The organism is Pseudomonas sivasensis (genome assembly GCF_052938085.1).
The window spans coordinates 5,342,716-5,365,103 of sequence record NZ_CP176442.1; the positions used below are offsets into that span (position 1 = coordinate 5,342,716).

The window sequence follows — 22,388 nt, forward strand, 5'->3', positions numbered from 1 at the left end:
TTTTCACGCGCCAAAGCTTCGCACAACTCCGGAATATTTCCACAGTGTCGGTAGGATATTTCTTAGGTGATACACATCACCGCTGGTCCAGAACTGCGCAGGCTCAGGATCACCGTGGGCAAGCAGGTCGCGCTCGCCCAATAAACGCTTGAGCTGGCGAGCCACGGCGGCGCCGGTGTCGATGAGGATGATGCTGGGGGGCAGCATCTGCGCCAGTAGCGGCTTGAGGAAGGGATAGTGGGTGCAACCGAGGATGAGGGTGTCGCAACCGGCGCTTAGCAGCGGCTCGATGTAGCCCTGCAACAACTGACGCAGGGCCGGGCTGTGCAGATCACCCGTTTCAATCAGCTCCACCAGGCCCGGGCACGGCTGGGTGATCACCTGCACATCGGTGGCGAAACGGTCGAGCAACGCGGCGAACTTGGCACTTTGCAAAGTACCGGTGGTGGCCAGCACACCGACCACGCCACTGCGCGTGGCGGCAGCCGCAGGTTTGACGGCGGGTTCCATGCCCACCAGCGGCCAATCGGGATAGTCCTGGCGCAAGTCGGCTACGGCGGCGACGGTCGCGGTATTGCAAGCGATCACGAACGCCTTGGCGCCCCGTTCGCGGAAAAACTCAGCGACCCGCCGTGAACGCTCACGAATAAATTCGGGGGTTTTCTCGCCATAGGGGATATGTCCGCAATCGGCCACGTACAGCAGCGATTCGTGGGGCAACAGTTGCTGGATTTCATCCAGCACCGACAAGCCGCCGACCCCGGAATCGAACACACCGATCGGCGCGTCCTTAACCATGTTGCGTCCCACAGACACTGCAACCGGGATCACGCTTGACCCGCAATTCACGAAAGCGCGTGGTCAAGGCATCAATCAATAACAAGCGGCCCACCAGCGGTTCACCAAAACCGGCCAGCAGCTTCAAGGCTTCCAAGGCTTGCAGGCTACCGACCAGCCCTACCAACGGCCCGACCACCCCCGCTTCGCTGCACGTAAGCTCGGTGTCGCTGCCATGCCCGTATAAACAGTGGTAACACGGGCTTTCGGCGAGACGCGGGTCGAATACAGACAATTGGCCTTCAAGCCGAATTGCCGCGCCGCTGATCAATGGCTTGGCTGCGACGACGCAGGCGGCGTTGACCGCTTCGCGTGTGGAGAAGTTGTCGCTGCAATCGAGCACCACGTCTACCGCCGCCACTGCGGCCGCCAGGGAGTCGGCGTCCAGCGCGGTGCGATGGGCAACCAACGTGATTTCAGGGTTGATGGCGGTCAGGCGGCGCAGCGCCGAGTCGACCTTGGTCTGCCCAACGCTGTCGGTGTCATGGATGATCTGGCGTTGCAGGTTGGTCAGGTCGACGGTGTCGAAGTCGGCCAAATGCAGCTCGCCCACGCCCGCAGCGGCCAGATACAGCGCCACCGGCGCGCCCAGGCCACCGAGCCCGACGATCAGAGCACGGCTGTTTTTCAGGCGTAATTGGCCCTCGATGTCGACATGTTGCAACAGAATCTGTCGGCTATAGCGCAACAGCTCCTGATCAGTCAGCACGGGCGACGTCCCAGGGTGATGCGTTCGTGACCACCGAGGTCGAGACGGCTATGCACTTCGTCAAAACCCTGGCTCAGCAACAGATCACGTACGGCCAAGGCCTGATCGTAACCGTGTTCGAGCAGCAGCCAGCCACCCGCATTCAGGTGGGCCGGCGCCTCGTTGATGATCAACCGCAAGTCGTCCAAACCATCATGGCCCGCCACCAGCGCACTGGCCGGTTCGAAACGTACATCGCCTGCGACCAGATGCGGGTCGTTGTCGGCGATATAAGGCGGATTACTGATGATCAGATCGTAGCTGCGACCTTGCAGTGAGCTGAACCAATGACTGCTCAGCACTGTGGCGTTATTCAGGTGAAGACGCTGGCGGTTGCGTTCGGCCAGGGCCACGGCCTCAAGCACACGGTCGACGGCCGTGACTTGCCAGGCCGGGCGCTCACTGGCCAGGGCCAGGGCGATGGCGCCGCTGCCGGTGCCGAGGTCGAGAACCTTGGCTGGCGTGGCCGGCAGTAATTCCAGGGCCGCCTCCACCAGCAGTTCGGTTTCCGGACGCGGGATCAGCGTGTGAGGCGCGACCTCCAGGTCCAGCTTCCAGAAGCCTTGCTGGCCGAGAATATAAGCGACCGGCTCACCCCCGCGGCGGCGCTGGAGATAGTCGGCAAAGGTCAGAGCGTCTTCGCTGCTGACGATTTTTTCCGGCCAGGTGTGCAGGTAGCTGCGGGATTTGCCCAGGGCAGCCGCCAGCAACAATTCCACATCCAGGCGCGCAGTGGGCGAGTCTGGCAAATCAGCGGCACGCAGCAGGCTGGCGATGATGGTCATTTATTCACCTATCGCGGCCAGTTGATCGGCCTGGTATTCGGCGAGCAAGGGCTCGATCACCGCATCGACGCCACCGGCGAGAATCTCGTCGAGGGAGTACAGGGTGAGGTTGACCCGGTGGTCGGTGACCCGGCCCTGGGCAAAGTTGTAGGTGCGAATGCGCTCTGAACGGTCGCCCGAACCCACCAGCAACTTGCGCTCACTGGCAATCGCATTGGCGGCGGCACTGGTTTGCTGGTCGTTGAGTTTGGCCGACAACCAGGACATGGCCCGTGCACGGTTCTTGTGCTGGGAACGCTCTTCCTGGCATTCCACCACGATGCCCGACGGCAAGTGGGTGATGCGGATCGCCGAGTCGGTCTTGTTGACGTGCTGCCCCCCGGCACCCGACGAGCGGTAAGTGTCCACGCGCAAGTCCGCGGGGTTGATCTCGATGGCTTCCTGCTCGTCAGGCTCAGGCAGTACGGCCACGGTGCACGCGGAGGTGTGGATACGGCCTTGGGATTCGGTCGCTGGTACACGTTGTACGCGGTGCGCGCCGGATTCGAACTTCAGCTTGCCGTAGACATTCTCGCCTTCAACCCGCGCGATGACTTCTTTATAGCCGCCGTGCTCGCCCTCGTTCTCGGACAGGATCTCCACACGCCAGCCACGTCGCTCGGCATAGCGCGAATACATGCGGAAGAGGTCGCCAGAGAAAATCGCCGCCTCGTCACCACCGGTGCCGGCGCGGATTTCGAGGAACACGTTGCGTCCGTCGTTGGGATCCTTGGGCAGCAGCATGCGTTGCAGGTCGCCTTCCAGCGCGATCAGCTTGTCCTTGGCTTCGCGGACTTCTTCGACGGCCATTTCGCGCATGTCCGGGTCGCTGTCCTTGAGCAGCGCCTGGGCGCCTTCAAGGTCGGCTTGGGTCTTCAGCCATTGCCCGTAGGTGCTTACGATCGGCTCAACTTCCGCGTATTCCTTGGAATAGGTACGGAATTTGGTCTGATCGGAGATGACTTCGCCATCGCCGAGCAAGGCGGTCAGTTCTTCGAAACGGTCCTGGAGCACGTCCAGTTTATTGAGCAGTGACGCTTTCATTGCGATTTTTTATCCGAAGAGCTATCTGACGCGCCCTCACCGAGGGCAAAGAGTTCCTGGGCCATGGCCAGCGCATCGAGGCGGCCTTCGGCAGTCAATTTTTTAAGCTGCACGCTGGGGGCGTGGAGTAACTTGTTGGTCAACCCACGGGCCAGTTGCATCAGCACCTCTTCAGCGCTACCGCCGTTGGCCAGCAAACGCTGGGCCTTGAGCAGCTCCTCGTCGCGCAGGCGTTCGCCCTGCTGACGATACGCCTTGAGCACATCCACCGCCGCCAGTTCACGCAGGCGCACCATAAAATCTTCGGCACCGGTGCTGACCATCTCCTCGGCAGCCTGAGCAGCCCCTTGGCGACTCTTGAGATTTTCGGCGACCACTTCGTGCAGATCGTCGACGCTATAGAGGTAAACGTCGTCCAACTCGCCGACTTCGGGCTCGATATCCCGGGGAACGGCGATATCCACCATGAAAATCGGTTTATGCTTGCGCAGCTTCAGCGCACTTTCCACCGCGCCTTTGCCCAGAATCGGCAATTGGCTGGCAGTGGAGCTGATGACGATATCGCTGCGCACCAATTCAGCCGGAATATCCGCCAGCAGCACGGCGTGGGCACCGAATTGTTCGGCGAGGATGCTGGCCCGCTCCAGGGTGCGGTTGGCGACCACGATGCGCTTTACGCCCAGGTCATGCAGATGACGGGCGACCAGGGTGATGGTCTCGCCGGCGCCAATCAGCAAGGCCTGGCTGCGCTGCAAGTCGCTGAAAATCTGTTTGGCCAGGCTGACGGCGGCAAATGCCACGGACACCGGGTTTTCGCCGATGGCTGTATCAGTGCGCACTTGCTTGGCGGAATTGAACGTGGCCTGAAACAGCCGACCCAGCAACGGACCAACGGTACCGGCCTCACGCGCCACGGCGTAGGCGGACTTCATCTGGCCCAGAATCTGCGGCTCGCCCAACACCAGCGAATCGAGACCCGCGGCCACACGCATCATGTGACGAACTGCCGCATCCTCTTCGTGCACATAAGCGCATGCGCGCAGGTCGTCGAGGCTCAAATGGTGGTAATCGGCCAGCCAGCGCAGGACGACATCCGCTGAAAGATGTTCCTGCTCTATATAAAGCTCGCTGCGATTGCAGGTCGAAAGGATCGCAGCTTCGCGGCTGTCGGTGAGCCGGCAGAGCTGCTGCAAGGCCTCAACCAACTGCTCTGGCGTAAACGCCACGCGCTCGCGCACGTCTACGGAGGCAGTCTTGTGGTTAATACCGAGTGCGAGGAAGGCCATTCAATATCGCTGATGATGTCGGGAAGCCGACAATTGTCCTACTTCGAAAGATTCAGAACAACCACCGTCGTCTATTGTCCTAATGCCTTGTGTCTATAAAGGCATCAACTGAGACTCGGTTATGTTTGGCCGAAGGCTTGTGTCATGATGATCCGACCGCAGGTTAGTCGTCCTCTTCCTATATGAATAGATCCTCCGCGTTGCTCCTTGCTTTTGTCTTCCTCAGCGGCTGCCAGGCCTTGGCCCCCGTGTCGTCGGACGGTACGCCGCCGGTAGAAGACAGCACCCCCGCCCCTGAAAAGCCCAAGGTTTATTCCTCGTTCAGTGAAGAAACGGTGTTCAGCCTGCTGAGTGCGGAACTGGCTGGCCAGCGCAATCGCTTCGATATTGCGCTGGATAACTATGTGACCCAGGCCATCAACACCCAGGATCCAGGCATCTCCGAACGCGCATTTCGCATCGCCGAGTATCTGGGAGCCGATCAGGCTGCGCTGGATACCTCGCTGATCTGGGCAAAAAACGCACCGGACGATCTGGAGGCGCAACGTGCCGCAGCCATTCAACTGGCGCGGGCCGGGCGCTATGACGACTCCATGGTCTATATGGAGAAAGTCCTGCAAGGCAAGGGTGATACCCATTTCGACTTCCTCGCGCTGTCGGCTGCCGACACCGACCAGGACACGCGCAATGGCCTGATGAAGAGTTTCGACCGCCTGCTTCAAAAGCATCCCAAGAACAGCCAACTGATTTTCGGCAAGGCCCTGTTGCTGCAACAAGACGACGAGCCTGACGCCGCGCTAAAGCTGCTGGAACAGAACCCGCCGGACGATGGCGAGATTGCGCCGATCCTGCTGCGTGCACGCCTGCTGCAAAATCTCAATCGCGGCAAGGAAGCCATTCCGATGCTGGAAAAAAGCATCAAGAAGTACCCGGACGACAAACGCCTGCGATTGACCTATGCGCGCATGCTGGTTGAGCAGGACCGTATGGAGGACGCCAAAGTGCAGTTCGCCAATCTGGTCCAGCAATACCCGGACGACGATGAGCTGCGTTACTCACTGGCGTTGGTATGCCTGGAGGCCAAGGCCTGGGATGAGGCCAAGGGCTATCTGGAAGAACTGATCGAGCGTGAAAGCCATGTGGACTCCGCACACTTGAACCTGGGCCGTATCGCGGAAGAACGCAACGACCCACAAGCTGCCCTGCTCGAATACGCTCAGGTTGGCCCCGGCAACGACTACCTGCCCGCCCAGTTGCGCCAGGCCGACATCCTGATGAGTAACGGGCGCACTGATGAGGCGGAAAAACGCCTGACCGCGGCCCGCGATGCCGAGCCGGACTACGCGATCCAGCTGTACCTGATCCAGGCCGAGACCTTGTCGGCCAACAATCAGGGCGAGCGCGCCTGGAAACTGCTGCAACAAGCCTTGTTGCAATTCCCCGACGATTTGAACCTGCTGTACACCCGTGCCATGCAGGCGGAAAAACGCAATGACCTGGCGCAGATGGAAAAAGACCTTCGCCTGATCATCAAGCGCGACCCCGACAACGCCATGGCTCTCAACGCCCTGGGCTACACCTTGTCTGACCGCACCACGCGCTACGACGAAGCCAAGGTGCTAATCGAACAAGCGCACCAACTCAACCCGGAAGACCCGGCCGTACTCGACAGCCTAGGCTGGGTGAATTACCGCCTGGGCAACCTGGATGAGGCCGAACGCTTGCTGCGCCAAGCGCTGGAGCGCTTCCCCGATCAGGAAGTCGCGGCGCACCTGGGTGAAGTGCTGTGGGCCAACGGCAAGCAGCGCGAAGCACGTCAAATCTGGGAAAAATTCCTCAAGGAACAACCCGAAAGCCCCATCCTGCGCGGCACCATCAAGCGCCTGACCGGATCCGAGACCCTTTAAGCTTATGTTCTTGCGCCACGTTGTAGTGTTCAGTCTTATTGCCCTGCTCGCCGGTTGCGCGGGTGTAGGCACCCGTGAATCCGTTGAAGGCCAGGGCAACCCGGCGCAATGGAAACAGCATAAGGATCAGCTCAGCAGCATCGATGGCTGGCAGATCGAAGGCAAAGTCGGGGTTCGCGCACCCAAGGACTCGGGCAGCGGCACGTTGTTCTGGCTGCAACGCCAGGACTACTACGACATTCGTTTGTCGGGCCCGCTGGGCCGTGGTGCCGCTCGCCTGACGGGTCGCCCGGGTCAGGTCAGCCTCGAAGTGGCCAACCAAGGTCGCTATGAAGCGACTTCGCCGGAAGCGCTGCTTGAAGAACAGATTGGCTGGAAGCTGCCCGTATCGCACCTGGTGTGGTGGGTGCGTGGCTTGCCCGCGCCAGATAGCAAGAGTCGACTGAGCCTTAATGGCGACAGCCGCCTCGCCTCGCTGGAGCAGGATGGCTGGCAGGTCGAATACCTCAGCTATACCGAACAGGGCGGTTACTGGCTGCCGGAGCGTATCAAGCTGCATGGCACTGACCTTGACGTCACGCTGGTGATCAAGGACTGGCAACCGCGCAAGCTGGGGCAATAACGTGACTGTAGAAAAACTGACCCTGCCCTCCCCCGCAAAACTCAATCTGATGCTGCACATTCTCGGTCGTCGTGAAGACGGCTATCACGAGCTGCAGACGCTTTTCCAATTTCTCGACTACGGCGATGAACTCACCTTCGCCGTACGCGACGACGGCGTGATTCAACTGCACACCGAATTCGAAGGCGTGCCCCACGACAGCAACCTCATCGTGAGGGCAGCAAAAAAACTTCAGGAACAATCCGGTTGTTCGTTGGGCATCGATATCTGGATCGATAAAATTTTGCCCATGGGCGGCGGAATCGGTGGTGGCAGCTCAAATGCCGCGACGACATTGCTGGGCTTGAATCACTTATGGCAACTCGGTTGGGACCATGATCGCTTAGCAGCGCTGGGCCTTACGCTGGGGGCCGACGTCCCGGTTTTCGTGCACGGACACGCCGCTTTTGCTGAGGGTGTAGGGGAGAAACTCACCCCGGAATACCCGGAAGAGCCGTGGTATGTCGTGCTTGTGCCGCAAGTATCTGTAAGTACAGCAGAAATTTTTTCAGATCCGTTGTTGACACGTAACTCTTCTCCCATTAAAGTGCGCCCCGTTCCCAAGGGAAACAGTCGAAATGACTGCTTACCGGTTGTAGCAAGGCGTTATCCAGAGGTACGTAACGCTTTGAATTTGTTAGGTAAATTTACCGAAGCAAAATTAACCGGAACTGGAAGTTGTGTGTTTGGGGGCTTCCCAAACAAAGCTGAAGCTGATAAAGTCTCGGCCCTTCTTACAGAGACCCTTACAGGGTTTGTAGCAAAGGGAAGCAACGTTTCGATGTTGCATCGCAAGCTGCAAAGTCTGCTCTAAAAGGAACCGAGTACTGGGTACTCGTTGCAACAGATACAGGGGCGTCGCCAAGCGGTAAGGCAGCAGGTTTTGATCCTGCCATGCGTTGGTTCGAATCCAGCCGCCCCTGCCATTTTCTAATACTCATCCAGGTTACCCTCAGCCTCTAGGTACTGCGCGTGTCCAAGATGATGGTCTTTACGGGGAACGCCAACCCCGATCTGGCTCGACGTGTCGTACGTCAGCTGCATATCCCTCTCGGTGACATCTCTGTCGGTAAATTTTCCGACGGCGAAATTACAGCCGAGATCAATGAAAACGTCCGCGGTAAAGACGTATTCATTATTCAGCCGACCTGCGCTCCGACCAACGATAACCTGATGGAACTCGTCGTGATGGCTGATGCCTTCCGCCGCTCCTCAGCGACTCGAATCACAGCTGTAATCCCTTATTTTGGTTATGCCCGTCAGGATCGCCGTCCGCGTTCCGCACGTGTGGCTATCAGTGCGAAAGTCGTTGCTGACATGCTCACCGTGGTAGGTATCGATCGTGTTCTTACGGTTGACCTGCACGCTGACCAAATCCAGGGGTTCTTCGATATTCCAGTAGATAACATCTACGGCTCGCCAGTATTGGTGGACGATATCGAAGACCAGCGCTTTGAAAACCTGATGATCGTGTCCCCGGACATTGGTGGCGTCGTGCGTGCACGGGCTGTTGCCAAATCCCTGGGCGTTGATCTCGGGATCATCGACAAACGCCGCGAGAAAGCCAATCACTCTGAAGTGATGCATATCATCGGTGATGTCGAAGGGCGTACCTGTATTCTGGTTGATGACATGGTCGACACCGCCGGCACCCTGTGCCACGCGGCGAAAGCCTTGAAAGAGCACGGTGCTGCAAAAGTGTTCGCCTACTGCACACACCCTGTGCTGTCGGGCCGCGCGATCGAGAACATCGAGAACTCTGTGCTGGACGAACTGGTGGTGACTAACACCATCCCGTTGTCCGCTGCTGCACAAGCCTGTGCGCGTATCCGTCAACTGGATATCGCACCGGTAGTTGCCGAAGCGGTTCGCCGCATCAGCAATGAAGAATCGATCAGCGCGATGTTCCGCTAAGGGTCAAACCTTCGGATCACCTCACTGACGAAAAGCGCCCCGCCCCAGCATTCTGCTGGGGCGGGGCTTTTTTGCCCATATCGCCTTTAGCGCTGGTCGCAAACGCTGGGGCGAATGTGGTTATTTTGGAGATACAACATGAACGATTTTACTCTGAATGCTGAAGTGCGTTCCGACCTGGGGAAAGGTGCGAGCCGCCGCCTGCGTCGTCTCGCAAGCCTGGTTCCAGCTGTAGTTTACGGTGGCGAAAAAGCCCCTGAATCCATCAGCATGCTGGCTAAAGAAGTTGCCAAACTGCTCGAGAACGATGCTGCCTACAGCCACGTTATCGAACTGAACGTTGGCGGCAAAAAGCAAAACGTCATCATCAAAGCTCTGCAACGTCACCCATCCAAGGGTCACGTCCTGCACGCTGACTTCGTACGTGTCGTAGCCGGCCAGAAACTGACCGCTATCGTGCCTGTGCACTTTGTTGGTGAAGAAGCTCCGGTCAAGAAAGGTGGCGTTGTTTCCCACACCACTACCGAGCTGGAAGTAAGCTGCCTGCCGAAAGATCTGCCTGAGTTCATCGAAGTCGACCTGTCGGCTGCTGAAATCGGCACCATCATTCACCTGTCCGACCTCAAGGCCCCTAAAGGAGTTGAGTTCGTTGCACTGGCTCACAACGACGACAAGGCTGTTGCCAACGTCCACGCGCCACGTGTTGTAGCAGAAGATGAAGCAGGCGAAACCGCTGCAGAGTAATGCTCTCTGCGGCATCGGAGCTTGAGGAAACATCGCGGACCGAAACGTAGCGAGAAAGCGGGCGATAACGCGAAGTTTATCTCTGGATAAGTGAGCTCCTGTCGTCCACTTTCGCCGCACTCCGGTCAGGCGATGTTATCCACAACTCCAAAGGAAGGGCCCCTGTCGTGACTGCCATTAAACTGATCGTTGGCCTGGGAAATCCAGGCGCCGAATACGAACAGACCCGGCATAACGCGGGGGCCCTTTTTGTTGAGCGTATCGCCCATGCCCAAGGTGTAAACCTGGCGGCCGATCGCAAATATTTTGGCATGACCGGGCGCTTTTCGCACCAGGGTCAGGATGTTCGTCTGCTGATTCCCACCACCTACATGAACCGCAGCGGCCAAGCTGTTGCGGCGCTTGCGGGCTTCTTTCGAATCAAACCCGAAGAAATCCTGGTGGCCCATGACGAACTGGATCTGCCACCCGGCGTAGCCAAGCTCAAGCTTGGCGGCGGGCACGGCGGGCACAACGGCCTGCGCGACATCATCGCGCAGTTGGGTAATCAGAATAATTTTTACCGTCTGCGGCTCGGCATTGGCCACCCAGGCGTTGCGAGTATGGTTTCAAATTTCGTCCTGGGTCGTGCGCCACGCGCCGAACAGGAAAAACTCGATGCCAGCATCGACTTTGCCCTCGGCGTGCTGCCGGATATCTTCGCCGGTGAATGGAACCGCGCGATGAAAAACCTGCACAGCCAGAAGGCCTGACTTTTTTCCGAGGGGAAACACCATGGGATTCAATTGCGGCATCGTCGGCCTGCCCAACGTCGGCAAATCCACCTTGTTCAACGCTTTGACCAAGTCCGGTATTGCGGCGGAGAACTTCCCCTTCTGCACCATCGAGCCTAACAGCGGTATCGTGCCGATGCCGGATACACGCCTGGACGCTCTGGCAGCGATCGTCAATCCGAAGCGTGTACTGCCGACCACCATGGAGTTCGTCGACATCGCAGGCCTGGTAGCCGGCGCATCGAAAGGTGAAGGCCTGGGCAACAAGTTCCTGGCCAACATCCGCGAAACCGATGCCATCGCCCACGTGGTCCGCTGCTTTGAAGACGAGAACGTGATTCACGTCTCCAATAGCGTCGACCCGAAACGCGACATCGAGATCATTGACTTGGAATTGATCTTCGCTGACCTCGACAGCTGCGAGAAGCAACTGCAGAAAGTCGCGCGCAACGCCAAGGGAGGCGACAAAGACGCCGTGGTCCAGAAAGGCCTGTTGGAACAGTTGATCGCGCACTTCACCGAGGGCAAGCCGGCACGCAGCCTGATGAAAAGCATGGGCGCTGACGAGAAGGCCGTGATCAAGGGCTTCCACCTGCTGACCACCAAGCCAGTGATGTACATCGCCAACGTGGCTGAAGACGGTTTCGAGAACAACCCGTTGCTCGACGTGGTCAAGGCCATCGCCGACGAAGAAGGCGCCATCGTGGTGCCGGTTTGCAACAAGATCGAAGCGGAAATCGCCGAGCTTGATGACGGCGAAGAAAAAGACATGTTCCTCGAGGCCCTGGGCCTGGAAGAACCAGGTCTGAACCGCGTGATCCGCGCCGGCTACGAAATGCTCAACCTGCAGACTTACTTCACCGCTGGTGTCGAAGAAGTCCGCGCTTGGACCGTCAAGGTCGGCGCCACCGCGCCACAAGCTGCTGGCGTGATCCACACCGACTTTGAAAAAGGCTTTATCCGCGCAGAAGTGATCGCCTACAACGACTTCATCCAATTCAAAGGTGAAGCCGGTGCCAAGGAAGCCGGTAAGTGGCGCCTGGAAGGTAAGGAATATATCGTCAAGGATGGCGACGTGATGCACTTCCGCTTTAACGTGTAAGCAGCCGCCGCAAATAAAAAAGCCGATGCAATGCATCGGCTTTTTTGTGGGCGACGATTAAAACTCATACAAAGAAAACACCCACGCTCAATTATCAGATTCCCCCTACTCACTTCCCAGGCTTATAGATACAACAACACTCAAACAACTAAATAGCTATAACCAACGATGTTTTCCTACACCATTGCAGTACATACCCGCTTTAAGCGCACATCATAATCCTTATACGCTTCACTTTAGCGATCGGCGTCTGGATAACGCCGTTAAACAGTGAAACACTCGCAACAATGGAGCGCCCAGTTAATGCCGGCCCACTCTAATGGGGAAAATGAATCGACCATCTTACTCAATGATGGCCCGGATATTGAAAACACACTTAACAGTACGGCATCCCTCAACATTGACATTTTACTACTGGGGGAAACCGGTACTGGCAAAGATACATTGGCACAACGGGTTCATCGCTTATCGGGACGACGGGGTAATTTTGTTGCCGTGAACTGCGCAGCTATTCCTGAAAGCCTCGCAGAAAGCCAATTGTTCGGAGTCAACAGCGGTGCTTATACCGGGGCAATGCAATCACGGGCCGGATTTGTCGAAGCCGCCCATCTAGGTACCCTGTACCTCGACGAAATCGACAGCATGCCATTGTGCTTGCAAGCCAAACTGCTACGAGTGCTGGAGTCGCGTGGGGTGGAGCGCTTGGGCTCAACCCGTTTTATCCCGGTGGACATGCGTGTCATTGCGTCCGCACAGCATTCGCTTTATCAGATGGTCGAGCACGGCACTTTCAGGCGTGACCTGTACTTTCGCCTGAATGTCGTCAACATCCAGCTCCCGCCGCTGCGCGATAGGCGAGAACGCATCATCCCGCTGTTTCTGGAAATGATCCAACAAGAAGCTGCCCAGTTCAAATGCGATGCCCCGCCACCGCCTGGTGGGCTGTTGCAACAGCTGCTGTGCCACCCCTGGCTAGGCAATGTTCGTGAACTACGCTCGACGGCCAAAAGATTCGTGCTGGGCCTGCCACCGCTTTCGACGTCGTCGAGCCAGTTGCAGGATAACCAAATGAACCTTAAGGCACGCCTGCAGCACATTGAAAGGGCATTGATTGAAGAGTCCTTGTGCCGCCATCTCTACTGCGTGGATACCGTGGCGATTGAGTTGGGTATTGCGAAGCGCACGCTGTACTACAGGATGAAACAATTGAACATCTCATTGGCTTGAGGACACAGAGCTCATTAAAGACTCAGTAAGGGTGCCATGCTTCTACCCTCAGCACTCCAATCATCCAGAAATATCTAGCCATAGACATATCAGGAACGCTTTAGCGTTGCGAGCCACATATTCAAAGCCTGGTTCAAGTTACAAAAAGTTCCAGACATCAGGGCTTGGCTCACGACACGTGAATCAACGTTCAAAATATCCAAATCGGAGTCTTATTATGAATGGTATATCCGGTAGCAGTTCATACGGTGGATACGCATACGGCAACAGCATGATGTCCAGTGAACTCGATGGAGTACAGAGTGGCAGTGGTTCCCGTTCCGCTTCTGAACGCGCAGAGGAAGTCGCCGAGCTTACGTTCCAAGAAAGTTTGAAATCAAAGATGATTTCGGGCTTGTACGCCGCGGCTAAAGAAATTCGCTCGTAACATGATTACCTCCCTGGCTCATTAGCCGGGGAGGTTGTCATATGAGTCGATGTAATAAATGCGGCATCAGCCATTATCAAGAACCTGCTTCAGACACCTCACCGCAGGCCCTATATGCAGATAGAAGCATTTGACTTTTCAACGCCAAACAAACTTCACAGCAACACGGGCGTCACACGGGAACCTTCAGCTTCTAGTACGGATGTTGGTTTCTTCACCTCAATGCTCGAAGGTTCGATATCAAAAACGCCTGCCTCCGCCAACCATACTGTATTGGCCATGCTGACAGAGCCATCAAAACACATCGTAGATGCCAAAGATCGCCTTGCACGCGCGTTGAAATCATCAAGTAAAGGAATGGACGCTGACAAGTTCAGAGAGTATCCGCAGGAACTTTCTAATGTAGCGCTAACGACCCAACTTTTAGTAAAGAGCCTTGGCAAGACAAGCCAATGCATCGACAAAATCTGTAACCTGCAATAGTGAACATGACTAAATACCTGCCTGCCGCCCTACTTCTGACTTTTGCATTCATGCTAAACGGTTGCAGCGACCGCGTTGAACTTCATCGACAGCTTTCTGAGCAAGAAGCCAATGAAGTGGTAGCGGAATTGGCAGACAAACATATTCGCGCCCAAAAAATCCCGTCCAAAGACGGTGTCGTCGTGGCGGTTAACACCGCCGATATCGGGCGTGCCGTACGTACATTGGAAGCCGCAGGATTACCTAGAGTGGCACGAACCACGCTGGGCGATACCTTTCGCAAGGAAGGGGTTATTTCCACTCCACTGGAAGAACGAGCACGCTATATCTACGCCTTATCCCAGGAGCTTGAAGCCACCTTATCCAACATTGACGGGGTAATTATTGCCCGGGTGCACGTGGTATTGCCCGAACGCATCGCACCGGGAGAACCAGTCCAGCCCGCTTCAGCGTCAGTATTCATTAAGCATGACCCACGACTGGATCCCGATAATATTCGCGCGCGCGTTCGCAGGATGGTGGCGAGCAGCATTCCAGGCATGACCACTGCAGTGGATAACCTGCAAAAACTCAGCGTGATCTTTGTACCTGCCACCACCTACCAGGAGCAGCAGCGGCTGGTGTATTTCGGCCCTTTCCTGGTGCCAAGCGATGATCTTGGGTTTTGGCGAGGCAGTGTTATCGCGGTACTGCTTGGCGTGGCGTCCTCCTTGGTTGCCGGGCTATTCCTGTTCAGCCGCCGCCAACATCCTCCGCAAGAGCCGCGCATAGCCCACGAACAGGATGGCACCTCTCATGACACCTGAGCTGGATCACTCCATGAGTGAACATCTGGCCTGGGCTCAATGGTGGGCGTTCCCCTGGAGGCACGCCCACGAGGACTGGAGGGGCGACAAGTACCCCGCAATTAAAGTGCTTTATCGCAACAGGCGGTCCGCGCCGGACGACCTCACTGGCATTGTTGCGTGCTTGCCTCCTGCCCCTCACCCGACGGTACTTCGCTTGGCCCTTGCTTCAACTGAACAACTCAACCTGGCGCTGACACTGGTTCACGACACGTTCAATCCTGAAGCGGCGACGCCGTTGAGCGAGAGTCAGCACCTGTGGTGCATGCGTTTATCCAAGGCGCTGCCCCCTACCATGCTGTCGCGCGATGCTGATCCATTGCAATTGCTCTCCAGCTGGGTAGAGCCCGATACCTGGCGGCGCCTTCGACTGAGATTCCCCCGTAACCGCGTACAGGCGGTTGAGAAAAGTACCGTCTCACTCGAAAACGCAAGCAGTCGACTGAACACGCTATGGCAAGCCGTAGTCTGGCGCGTGACGACATTGGCAAACGCCCCCCTGTCACCTGACCCGAACGCGTAAGGAAAACAGCGATGTTATGCCGACACACCATTGAGTTGCTCAAGGATGCTTCGGAATTGCCACGTTGCCTGATCCCCCGGGAAGAGCTTGCAAACTGGGCACACGCCAACCAACTCATCAGTCGCGCCAAGGCACAGGCCGATGAACTGGTAATCCAGGCAGAGAAGCGATGCGAAATGCTGCTGGAAAAGGCGTCCCTGGATGTCTGGCAACGCGCAGACGCCCAACTCAAGCGCTGGGAGCGTGACCGTCAAGCGATGTGTGACAACCTGGAGGTGTATGCAACATCAATCACCAACCAGGCGATTCGCCGCCTGCTTGACGACACGGTGCCCCCCGAGCGGCTGGCCGCCCTTCTGAGGCAACTACTGGCAAACCAGATTCATGAGATCAACGCCTCGCTGCTCTGTCACCCACAGGACATTGAGGAGATAAAACAGTGTCTCGCCAATCAACAGGCAACACTCTGGAAGCTTCAGCCCGACGAAACAATCCCTGCGCAGACCCTTGTATTGAAAACCGATGAGGGTGATTTCCGTATTAGCTGGCACTCGATGCTCGATGCTTTTTTCAATCACGCAAAGGAATACCGGATAGACATTTAATTGCATCCGCCTGGCGTCCTGCACAACGCTACTTAACAACAATTGATCCACCCATGCACGTCCACCCAAGACAAAGGAACGCCCATGAGTCTTTCCAACAATCTTTCACAAGAACTTTCAAGAAGCAGCAGTATTGCCCACAAGCTGTATAAGCAGAGTTCAAGCAACGGCTCTAAAGATGGGGCTGACGCTGAATTATTCTATGAACTTGCCGTCAAGAATACCCTTTCCCAAATGGCGTATCTGGAACATAACCGCGTTTCGCATATGTTGCTCAAAAGTACTTTTGAGAGTTTCCAATAACATGCAATCGCTAGTTCGTGATTGGTTAAGTGGCTGTAGAGAACAACTCAGTTTGTTTGAGGGTGATGACCAAATCATGCTGAAACGTCAGGGAGACGCTTTGTTACTTAGCGCTCAACTGACCTCAATCCGCGCAGACACCACCACCTTGCAGCACTGGATGCGCCTGGGCGCGGCCAGCCTGAATCATTTCCATGGCGCACTGGCTCAAAAAGCTGACAGCGGCGCGTTATGGCTGATTCAGAAACTGCCTGGTGGGCAGGGAGAGGCTTACGTGCTCGGTTGCCTTGAGGCCCTGCTGAACCAACGCGACACCTGGCGCGCCACAGTCGCGCGCTTTGCTCGCCCGACTCAAAACCTCAAACCCACCTCGCTACGCTCACTGTCGTACTAACCCGAGAACCGACAATGCATAACAAGAACCATGAGCACAGTCGCTTACGCCGTGCTTCGCCCAAAGAATTCCCCTGGCGTAACGCTATTCTGCTTTCCTGGCTGCTGATCCCGGCACACACCGCATTGGCCGCCATCCCTTCCGATTGGAAGAACACCGCTTACGCATATGAGGCAGAACATAAGCCCTTGCGTGACGTGCTCGTCGATTTCGCTCAAGCCTTTGGTACTCAACTGCAAGTCGAGGGGCTGCTGGAGGGCAACGTCAATGGCAAGATCCGCGCTAATACCCCGCAATCGATGCTCGACAGGTTGGGGGTGGAACACCGCTTCCAGTGGTACATGTACAACAACACCCTCTATATCAGCACGCTGGACCAGCAAGAGTCTGCGCGCCTGGAAGTCTCTTCCGAGACCATTGCCGATCTCAAGCAAGCGCTCACGGATATCGGCTTGCTCGATAGCCGCTTCGGTTGGGGTGAGTTACCAGAAGACGGCGTAGTACTCGTATCTGGCCCTCGTCGCTATATCGAGCAAATCAAACAGTTCAGCAGTCAGCGTCGTTCGCCGGATGAAAAACAGAGTGTGTTGAGCTTCCCGCTCAAGTTTGCCAATGCAACGGACCGGCAAGTGGATTATCGCGGCGAGAAACTCAACATTCCGGGTGTGGCGAGCATTTTGCGAGGGTTACTGGAACCGCGCGCCAGCTCGACCCTCAATCGACTGAATCAGAGCTCCACGTCACAGCCTGCGCCCCTCGTGCCGAACATCCCAAGATTGGGCAATCCGTTGCTGGGGCAAATGCTGGGTGCAAACGGCCATACCGCGCCGTTGGACGCTCCCCCCGCACTCACACCGCGCGCTGCGGCGCCTGGCAGCCGAATTCGCGTTGAAGCCGATGTGCGCAACAACGCCGTGCTGATTTACGACCTGCCTGAACGCCTGGCCATGTACCGCGAGCTGATCACCCAACTCGATGTCGCGCGCAAGCTGGTGGAAATCGACGCGATTATTCTCGATATCGAACGCACGCAATTGCGAGAGTTCGGGGTGAACTGGGGCTTTCAGAACAGTCGGTTCCGCGGCGGCGTCAATATGGCTCCGGGCACTTCGTCGCAGCTGTCGATTGAAAACCGCGAGCGCTTCTACGCGGATATACGCGCGCTGGAAGCCAAAGGGTTGGCAAGCATGGTGTCCAACCCCTCCGTTCTCACGCTGGAAAACCAACCGGCGGTAATTGACTTCAATCGCACCCAATACCTGACACCGGGTCGAGAGAATGCCACCATTTTACCGGTCACTGTGGGCACCAGTTTCCAGGTTGTTCCCCGTGTCATCACCAGCCGTGGCGGTCACCAGATCCACCTGGCGGTGGATATTGAAGACGGTAATTTCGACGAAACCAACCCGTCCCCCGGCAATCTGGATGTGCGCCGAGGCAAGGTCAGCACCCAGGCGGTCATGGAGGAAAAACGCTCGCTGGTGGTCGGAGGCTTCCACGTCACCGAAAGCAGCGACCAGCGCAACAAGGTGCCCTTGCTGGGCGATATTCCATTCATAGGCAAGGCGCTGTTTTCGTCGATCGAACGGCAGAACAACCGGCGTGAACGCTTGTTCATCCTCACTCCGCGCGTCATTGGCGATCAAGCAGACCCTTCACGCTACCTGCCCCAGGCGGACCAGGTCGAATTGCAAGCGGCCCTTGCACCTCTGGCCAGGCGCGATGCCCCTCACCCGCCCGTGATAAAGCGCAGCGATATCATCAGCACACTGGCGCATATGGTCAGTGGTGAAATCCCCAAGGGCTTCAAGTCTGCGCCAATGCCACTGGGGCTGAACACCTTGTGCAGCACCCGCGACATCCTGGCACTGAACACCGAACGCAGCCAGTGGTACACCGGTCCGGATTACAACGTGGCGGTGGTAGTGCTGAGCAACCAGTCCAAGCGCTATGCCCGTATTGACGAAAATGAATGCAGCACCCCGCAGACCCTGGCTGTGAGCGTGTGGCCGCGCGCCTGGCTGAAGCCGGGTGAAGAAGCCGAGGTATTTATCGCCATGCGCCCAGTGGTAAAGGATGAACACCTCAGCGTGCCCCGCCCCTCCTTGATCACTCCTGCTCCGAAGGCCACACCATGAAACATCGCCTATTGTGCGTCACCCTGATCGGCACGGCACTGCTCGTCGCCGGCTGCACGCCCACCTGCAGGGGCGACTCCTGCTCACGCCCTCAATCGAGCAAGGACAAGATGGTGATCTGGTGGCCACCTCAGATGCGCGCCGAACCTGGCCCCGCCGGGGAACGGGCGGACTACCAGACCATCTCGCTGGAACGGTGAGTCTCCAAGAAATGCCCGACACTCAACGCCAGGTATTTCTGGACAACCTGGTGAGCGGCGCTGCCGCTCACCTGGCACTCGCTCCCGGTATCACGGCCTGTGCACTGCACGCAGGCAAGCGTTCGGGGCTGGCGTTGCAGGTGGCGCGTGAAGCGTTGCAAGCCGGGCAATTGCAGCGGATGCTGGAGCGGCGCTTTGAGCAGGCCGTCGTATTTGATGGCTGTTTTATCTACCTCGACGCCCAACACACCTTGGTAATCTGGCACGCACTGTCCGCACCGCGTAGCGCGCTCGACAGGATCCTCAGCCGGATGCTATCGCTGGCCAATCTCGAAGCCTTGGACACAAGCTCCGGTCGCTGATCAGCGCCGCTCCAACTCTGGCAACTCCAAGGTTTCGCGTTTGGCTTCATCATCGAGTTCACGCAAGGTGCGGTAGATCAGCGCCACAGCCTGCAAGGTTTCACGGGGAATGCTTGCGCCCAACTCCTTTGTGTAGAGCAACCGGGCCAGCCATACACATTGGATGACCGGCACCTCGGCGGCCTTCGCCTGCGCAATTAATTGGCGGGCCACGGCATCCGTACCTTTGCTCACCAACAACGGCAGCGGTGTCTTGCCGGGGCGGTAATACAAGGCGACTGCAAAGTGGGTCGGGTTGACCACCAACATATCGGCCTCTTCCAGCTTGGGCAGCTTGACCTTCGGTTCTTCCTGGGCCAATTGCTGCGCCAATGCACGACGCTGGCCCTTCACATGGGGGTCGCCTTCCATGTCCTTGTACTCTTTGACAACCTCGACTTGCGTCATGCGCATGCGCTTGGCGAAGAAGTGCTTCTGCAATGTAAAGTCGAGAATTGCCAGTATCAGCAATAGCCCAAGACAGGCATGCAGCAGGTAGCGGAACAATGCGATCAGTGCCAGGAGGTAACTTTGCAGATCGCTGTTGGCAAGGTTGATCAACGCCCCAAGAGAAGGCCAGACCACTACATACACGATCACACCCAAAAGCACGGCTTTGACGATGCTCATCAACAGCGTCATTAGCGACTGGGCAGAAAAAAATTGCTTGAATTGACTGATCGGGTTGAGGCGATTGAAATCGAGCTTCAATGTTTCCGGGGCAAACAGCAGACCGAATTGCATCCAACTGCTGATCAGCTTGGTGGCAATCGCTACGCCGGCCATCAACAGGCCGAATGAGAAAAACACCACCAGGCCTTCAAACAGCACCTCTTCCAGCGCCCGCACAAAGGGCTGGTCAAGACGTTAGATCGGCAACACCATCAATTGCTGGAAACGCTGCAAGCTGCTCTCGGCGGTGAATAAGGCAATTTCACTGATGGCGGCCAGCACCAGCAACTTGGCCACATCCTGACTTTGAGCAACCTGGCCTTTTTTACGCTGATCGCGCAATTTCTTGGCTGAAGCCGGGTGCTTTTTTTCCCCCGAGTCACTCATGGCATTGAGGCCTTAAATAAAAGGCCCAGCGAGTGTTTCAGATCACCCAACTGGCTCATACGTCCAACGATCAGGTCCTGCAGCAGCGCAAAGTACAACAGCAGAATACCGATACCCGCCAGACACTTCACGGGAGGTGCCAGCGTACTCACCTGTAACTGCTGGCTGTAGACCCCCAGCAGCGCAATGCCGAACTCCAGCAACAGCAGCACCGCAATAAAGGGTGCTGCGTAGAGCATCATATGCATGAAGGTGTCCCCAAGCAGGCCGAGGAATACGCTCATGCCATTCGGTGCAGGGAGTGGAAACCACACGGTGGGTGGCCAGATCAGGTAACTGTCCCAGATCACCTGGGTCAATGCGCCTAAGCCCAACGTCACCATCAATAGAAAAATCGCCAATTGCTTGAACAGATGTCCAATCGGTGTGGCGTCCGGACCCAGTGAAGGATTGAGCTGACCACCCGCCAAGGCCCCGCGCTGGTTATCCAATAGCGCGCCCACCGCTTCGAACATCCAGAACGGCATCGCCAGCAGCACCCCCAGCAACAAACCCAGCGCTACCTCCTTGATTATCAGCGCCGCGAGTATCATCGCCGAGTAGTCCTGGCCCTCCAACATTGCGTGAATGCCCGGCGCCGGCATCAGCGCCATGACCATCACAAGGACGTGCCTGAGCATGCCGCGTATATGCTGGAAACAGAACGCAGCCACCAGGATGCAACAGGGGTACCCCAAGGCGCTCCACGCTGGCACCTACCCGTACGCCTTCCAAATTTCCCAGGGCACTGAGCACCGCGTCCTGCTGATCGAAACCAATGATTTCGGCGAGCATGGAGTCGCCTGGATTTTTTTCCACCTGGCACAAGTCACCGATGCGCGCGTGGGGCAGCCGACACTGCAGCAGCATGCCGTTGACGCGTTGGATTCGGCCACGCATCGTCACCGGAGCAAAGCTGATCAGTGATTGGGCCTGGCGCTGCTGCCAGGCGTGGAGACGTGCCTGCATATCTTCACTCACCAACGCACCTCGTAACGCTGCTCGCCATCGAAAACCACCTTGCCGTTATCGATCTGCACCAGTCGCAACCCTTCCACTTCGTCCCCAAGAAACAGTCGAATGCCCTCTTCCAAGAGAACGTGACCGTTCGGCCCTCCGACGATCTGAACAATCCTGAATGGAAGTGCGTTATCACGCACACGCACACGGCTGATCACCGGCACCGAGCTGTCGAACTGCTCACCAAAACGGCTGAGCATGCGCGTCACCAGTTCCACTTCGTCCTGGGAGACATCGCCATTGAGCGCGACCTGGCCATTGATCACTTGCAAGCTGACGCGCTGACCCAACTCCCGCTCGCTGAGCATCTTCAGCAACTGCTGGCGCACCTCGAAGGGCGATGCCAATTCGTGCTTTTGAACCACAGGAGCCTTCAAGGACGCCTGTGCCTCGCGCTCCCCAGTTGAAACCATGCCAACCACAATGATGATGACCGCCAGCACTAACACCAGGCTGATCAAACGCTTTTGCTGCGAGTGGGAGATCGACGATAACTTCAGCTCCCACTCCGGCGCATTTTCGGTCGGTATCAGTGCCGGTTCAGGTGCTGCCACTGGTGCTGCTACCGGGGGCCAGGGCTGCTCGGCCAAGGTGACACACAGGCGCACGCCCCCCATTGAAAACGGTGAGTTCAGCTCCAGGTTCGCGATCTGGGCCAGTAGCTGCCCTTCAGGCCCCTGCAGCAACCCCGCTTCGGCCTGCACCAACCACTCGGCGTCCATAAACCGCAAGCGCGCATGCTGATCGACTACGCCCGGATCGTTTAAAACCAGGTCAGCGTCCGCATGGGAACCAATGCTCCACTGCTCCCCAAACAACGGCAACGCAGCGCCCTGGCGCAGCCCGTCAAGCACACGTAGCTCAAACATCTTCAAAACCTCCAC

At 57.2% G+C, this 22,388-nt stretch carries 24 protein-coding genes, 1 tRNA gene and 2 pseudogenes; 18 read left to right on the forward strand and 9 right to left on the reverse strand.

The genetic code is table 11. The annotated features are described in order from the left end of the window. Positions 1-3 precede the first annotated feature (3 nt). From murI to hemA, 5 genes are read right to left on the reverse strand one after another with little or no spacing between them, the layout of a single operon-like run. The gene (gene murI / locus ACKZ62_RS24695; RefSeq protein WP_032886124.1) at positions 4-798 is read right to left on the reverse strand and encodes a glutamate racemase; all 795 of its coding nucleotides are present in this window, start codon (positions 796-798) and stop codon (positions 4-6) included. Beyond that, positions 791-1,546, reverse strand: a complete 756-nt coding sequence (locus tag ACKZ62_RS24700) for a molybdopterin-synthase adenylyltransferase MoeB (RefSeq protein ID WP_339482452.1) — start codon at positions 1,544-1,546, stop codon at positions 791-793. The genes murI and ACKZ62_RS24700 overlap by 8 nt, the downstream gene beginning before the upstream one ends. After that, complete coding sequence (gene prmC / locus ACKZ62_RS24705; RefSeq protein ID WP_032886122.1) at positions 1,540-2,370, reverse strand: peptide chain release factor N(5)-glutamine methyltransferase; 831 nt, start codon at positions 2,368-2,370, stop codon at positions 1,540-1,542. Before prmC ends, ACKZ62_RS24700 begins: the two co-directional genes overlap by 7 nt. Further along, positions 2,371-3,453, reverse strand: coding sequence for a peptide chain release factor 1 (prfA, locus tag ACKZ62_RS24710; protein ID WP_032886121.1), 1,083 nt, complete (start codon positions 3,451-3,453; stop codon positions 2,371-2,373). It lies immediately after the preceding gene. Further along, on the reverse strand, positions 3,450-4,739 hold the full coding sequence (gene hemA / locus ACKZ62_RS24715) for a glutamyl-tRNA reductase (protein ID WP_032886119.1): 1,290 nt from the start codon (positions 4,737-4,739) through the stop codon (positions 3,450-3,452). The genes prfA and hemA overlap by 4 nt, the downstream gene beginning before the upstream one ends. A gap of 182 nt (positions 4,740-4,921) precedes the next feature. Here hemA and ACKZ62_RS24720 point away from each other — a divergent pair, with 182 nt between their 5' ends. The 18 genes from ACKZ62_RS24720 (at position 4,922) to ACKZ62_RS24805 (ending at position 19,347) form a co-directional block, all read left to right on the forward strand. Next, positions 4,922-6,646, forward strand: coding sequence for a tetratricopeptide repeat protein (locus ACKZ62_RS24720; RefSeq protein ID WP_447095943.1), 1,725 nt, complete (start codon positions 4,922-4,924; stop codon positions 6,644-6,646). 4 nt (positions 6,647-6,650) lie between these two features. Further along, the gene (lolB, locus tag ACKZ62_RS24725) at positions 6,651-7,268 is read left to right on the forward strand and encodes a lipoprotein insertase outer membrane protein LolB (protein ID WP_095183772.1); all 618 of its coding nucleotides are present in this window, start codon (positions 6,651-6,653) and stop codon (positions 7,266-7,268) included. A 49-nt stretch (positions 7,269-7,317) separates the two neighbouring features. After that, on the forward strand, positions 7,318-8,121 hold the full coding sequence (gene ispE, locus ACKZ62_RS24730; protein ID WP_185168227.1) for a 4-(cytidine 5'-diphospho)-2-C-methyl-D-erythritol kinase: 804 nt from the start codon (positions 7,318-7,320) through the stop codon (positions 8,119-8,121). A 37-nt stretch (positions 8,122-8,158) separates the two neighbouring features. Then, a tRNA-Gln gene (locus ACKZ62_RS24735) sits at positions 8,159-8,233 on the forward strand. 46 nt (positions 8,234-8,279) lie between these two features. Then, positions 8,280-9,221, forward strand: a complete 942-nt coding sequence (locus ACKZ62_RS24740) for a ribose-phosphate pyrophosphokinase (protein ID WP_003171603.1) — start codon at positions 8,280-8,282, stop codon at positions 9,219-9,221. 138 nt (positions 9,222-9,359) lie between these two features. Beyond that, positions 9,360-9,965 (forward strand): 50S ribosomal protein L25/general stress protein Ctc, encoded by a 606-nt coding sequence (locus tag ACKZ62_RS24745; protein WP_032886113.1) that lies wholly within the window; start codon positions 9,360-9,362, stop codon positions 9,963-9,965. Positions 9,966-10,132: 167 nt separating this feature from the next. Beyond that, a complete protein-coding gene (gene pth / locus ACKZ62_RS24750; RefSeq protein ID WP_447095944.1) occupies positions 10,133-10,717 on the forward strand; it encodes an aminoacyl-tRNA hydrolase in 585 nt (194 codons plus the stop codon). Between the two features lie 22 nt (positions 10,718-10,739). Further along, positions 10,740-11,840: a redox-regulated ATPase YchF gene (ychF, locus tag ACKZ62_RS24755; RefSeq protein ID WP_095183770.1), complete on the forward strand. Its 1,101-nt coding sequence runs from the start codon at positions 10,740-10,742 to the stop codon at positions 11,838-11,840. Positions 11,841-12,143: 303 nt separating this feature from the next. Beyond that, positions 12,144-13,067, forward strand: coding sequence for a sigma 54-interacting transcriptional regulator (locus ACKZ62_RS24760; RefSeq protein ID WP_447095945.1), 924 nt, complete (start codon positions 12,144-12,146; stop codon positions 13,065-13,067). Between the two features lie 541 nt (positions 13,068-13,608). Beyond that, positions 13,609-13,977 (forward strand): EscI/YscI/HrpB family type III secretion system inner rod protein, encoded by a 369-nt coding sequence (locus ACKZ62_RS24765; RefSeq protein ID WP_122755557.1) that lies wholly within the window; start codon positions 13,609-13,611, stop codon positions 13,975-13,977. 5 nt (positions 13,978-13,982) lie between these two features. Continuing rightward, positions 13,983-14,783 (forward strand): type III secretion system inner membrane ring lipoprotein SctJ, encoded by an 801-nt coding sequence (sctJ, locus tag ACKZ62_RS24770; protein ID WP_032886108.1) that lies wholly within the window; start codon positions 13,983-13,985, stop codon positions 14,781-14,783. 13 nt (positions 14,784-14,796) lie between these two features. Beyond that, the gene (locus tag ACKZ62_RS24775) at positions 14,797-15,345 is read left to right on the forward strand and encodes a type III secretion protein (RefSeq protein WP_122680441.1); all 549 of its coding nucleotides are present in this window, start codon (positions 14,797-14,799) and stop codon (positions 15,343-15,345) included. A gap of 11 nt (positions 15,346-15,356) precedes the next feature. Next, positions 15,357-15,950, forward strand: coding sequence for a type III secretion system stator protein SctL (gene sctL / locus ACKZ62_RS24780; RefSeq protein WP_099601940.1), 594 nt, complete (start codon positions 15,357-15,359; stop codon positions 15,948-15,950). 84 nt (positions 15,951-16,034) lie between these two features. Beyond that, complete coding sequence (locus ACKZ62_RS24785; protein WP_032886104.1) at positions 16,035-16,253, forward strand: hypothetical protein; 219 nt, start codon at positions 16,035-16,037, stop codon at positions 16,251-16,253. A gap of 76 nt (positions 16,254-16,329) precedes the next feature. Then, complete coding sequence (locus ACKZ62_RS24790; RefSeq protein ID WP_326490173.1) at positions 16,330-16,647, forward strand: type III secretion protein; 318 nt, start codon at positions 16,330-16,332, stop codon at positions 16,645-16,647. A gap of 14 nt (positions 16,648-16,661) precedes the next feature. After that, positions 16,662-18,785: a type III secretion system outer membrane ring subunit SctC gene (gene sctC / locus ACKZ62_RS24795; protein ID WP_447095946.1), complete on the forward strand. Its 2,124-nt coding sequence runs from the start codon at positions 16,662-16,664 to the stop codon at positions 18,783-18,785. Continuing rightward, complete coding sequence (gene hrpT / locus ACKZ62_RS24800) at positions 18,782-18,985, forward strand: HrpT family type III secretion system protein (protein ID WP_032886100.1); 204 nt, start codon at positions 18,782-18,784, stop codon at positions 18,983-18,985. Before sctC ends, hrpT begins: the two co-directional genes overlap by 4 nt. An 11-nt stretch (positions 18,986-18,996) precedes the next feature. Next, positions 18,997-19,347 (forward strand): hypothetical protein, encoded by a 351-nt coding sequence (locus ACKZ62_RS24805; RefSeq protein ID WP_032886099.1) that lies wholly within the window; start codon positions 18,997-18,999, stop codon positions 19,345-19,347. Here ACKZ62_RS24805 and sctU read toward each other — a convergent pair. From sctU to ACKZ62_RS24825, 4 genes and pseudogenes are all read right to left on the reverse strand, one after another. Continuing rightward, positions 19,348-20,445: pseudogene (sctU, locus tag ACKZ62_RS24810) on the reverse strand (type III secretion system export apparatus subunit SctU). After that, positions 20,442-21,125, reverse strand: coding sequence for a type III secretion system export apparatus subunit SctT (gene sctT / locus ACKZ62_RS24815; RefSeq protein WP_447095947.1), 684 nt, complete (start codon positions 21,123-21,125; stop codon positions 20,442-20,444). The pseudogene sctU and the gene sctT overlap by 4 nt, the downstream one beginning before the upstream one ends. 49 nt (positions 21,126-21,174) lie before the next feature. Then, a pseudogene (locus ACKZ62_RS24820) lies at positions 21,175-21,465 on the reverse strand (EscN/YscN/HrcN family type III secretion system ATPase); the annotation flags it as partial. Further along, the gene (locus ACKZ62_RS24825) at positions 21,462-22,373 is read right to left on the reverse strand and encodes an FHA domain-containing protein (RefSeq protein ID WP_032886478.1); all 912 of its coding nucleotides are present in this window, start codon (positions 22,371-22,373) and stop codon (positions 21,462-21,464) included. The gene ACKZ62_RS24825 and the pseudogene ACKZ62_RS24820, both read right to left, overlap by 4 nt. Positions 22,374-22,388 lie beyond the last annotated feature (15 nt).

What these genes read in the sequence shown, in the direction of transcription:
- murI (WP_032886124.1), bottom strand. Translation starts at nt 798, where the DNA reads ATGGTTAAGGACGCGCCGATCGGTGTGTTCGATTCCGGGGTCGGCGGC.
- prmC (WP_032886122.1), bottom strand. Translation starts at nt 2,370, where the DNA reads ATGACCATCATCGCCAGCCTGCTGCGTGCCGCTGATTTGCCAGACTCG.
- prfA (WP_032886121.1), bottom strand. Translation starts at nt 3,453, where the DNA reads ATGAAAGCGTCACTGCTCAATAAACTGGACGTGCTCCAGGACCGTTTC.
- hemA (WP_032886119.1), bottom strand. Translation starts at nt 4,739, where the DNA reads ATGGCCTTCCTCGCACTCGGTATTAACCACAAGACTGCCTCCGTAGAC.
- ACKZ62_RS24720 (WP_447095943.1), top strand. Translation starts at nt 4,922, where the DNA reads ATGAATAGATCCTCCGCGTTGCTCCTTGCTTTTGTCTTCCTCAGCGGC.
- lolB (WP_095183772.1), top strand. Translation starts at nt 6,651, where the DNA reads ATGTTCTTGCGCCACGTTGTAGTGTTCAGTCTTATTGCCCTGCTCGCC.
- ispE (WP_185168227.1), top strand. Translation starts at nt 7,318, where the DNA reads ATGCTGCACATTCTCGGTCGTCGTGAAGACGGCTATCACGAGCTGCAG.
- ACKZ62_RS24745 (WP_032886113.1), top strand. Translation starts at nt 9,360, where the DNA reads ATGAACGATTTTACTCTGAATGCTGAAGTGCGTTCCGACCTGGGGAAA.
- ychF (WP_095183770.1), top strand. Translation starts at nt 10,740, where the DNA reads ATGGGATTCAATTGCGGCATCGTCGGCCTGCCCAACGTCGGCAAATCC.
- ACKZ62_RS24760 (WP_447095945.1), top strand. Translation starts at nt 12,144, where the DNA reads ATGCCGGCCCACTCTAATGGGGAAAATGAATCGACCATCTTACTCAAT.
- ACKZ62_RS24765 (WP_122755557.1), top strand. Translation starts at nt 13,609, where the DNA reads ATGCAGATAGAAGCATTTGACTTTTCAACGCCAAACAAACTTCACAGC.
- sctJ (WP_032886108.1), top strand. Translation starts at nt 13,983, where the DNA reads ATGACTAAATACCTGCCTGCCGCCCTACTTCTGACTTTTGCATTCATG.
- ACKZ62_RS24775 (WP_122680441.1), top strand. Translation starts at nt 14,797, where the DNA reads ATGAGTGAACATCTGGCCTGGGCTCAATGGTGGGCGTTCCCCTGGAGG.
- sctL (WP_099601940.1), top strand. Translation starts at nt 15,357, where the DNA reads ATGTTATGCCGACACACCATTGAGTTGCTCAAGGATGCTTCGGAATTG.
- ACKZ62_RS24785 (WP_032886104.1), top strand. Translation starts at nt 16,035, where the DNA reads ATGAGTCTTTCCAACAATCTTTCACAAGAACTTTCAAGAAGCAGCAGT.
- ACKZ62_RS24790 (WP_326490173.1), top strand. Translation starts at nt 16,330, where the DNA reads ATGCTGAAACGTCAGGGAGACGCTTTGTTACTTAGCGCTCAACTGACC.
- sctC (WP_447095946.1), top strand. Translation starts at nt 16,662, where the DNA reads ATGCATAACAAGAACCATGAGCACAGTCGCTTACGCCGTGCTTCGCCC.
- hrpT (WP_032886100.1), top strand. Translation starts at nt 18,782, where the DNA reads ATGAAACATCGCCTATTGTGCGTCACCCTGATCGGCACGGCACTGCTC.
- ACKZ62_RS24805 (WP_032886099.1), top strand. Translation starts at nt 18,997, where the DNA reads ATGCCCGACACTCAACGCCAGGTATTTCTGGACAACCTGGTGAGCGGC.
- sctT (WP_447095947.1), bottom strand. Translation starts at nt 21,125, where the DNA reads ATGCTCAGGCACGTCCTTGTGATGGTCATGGCGCTGATGCCGGCGCCG.
- ACKZ62_RS24825 (WP_032886478.1), bottom strand. Translation starts at nt 22,373, where the DNA reads ATGTTTGAGCTACGTGTGCTTGACGGGCTGCGCCAGGGCGCTGCGTTG.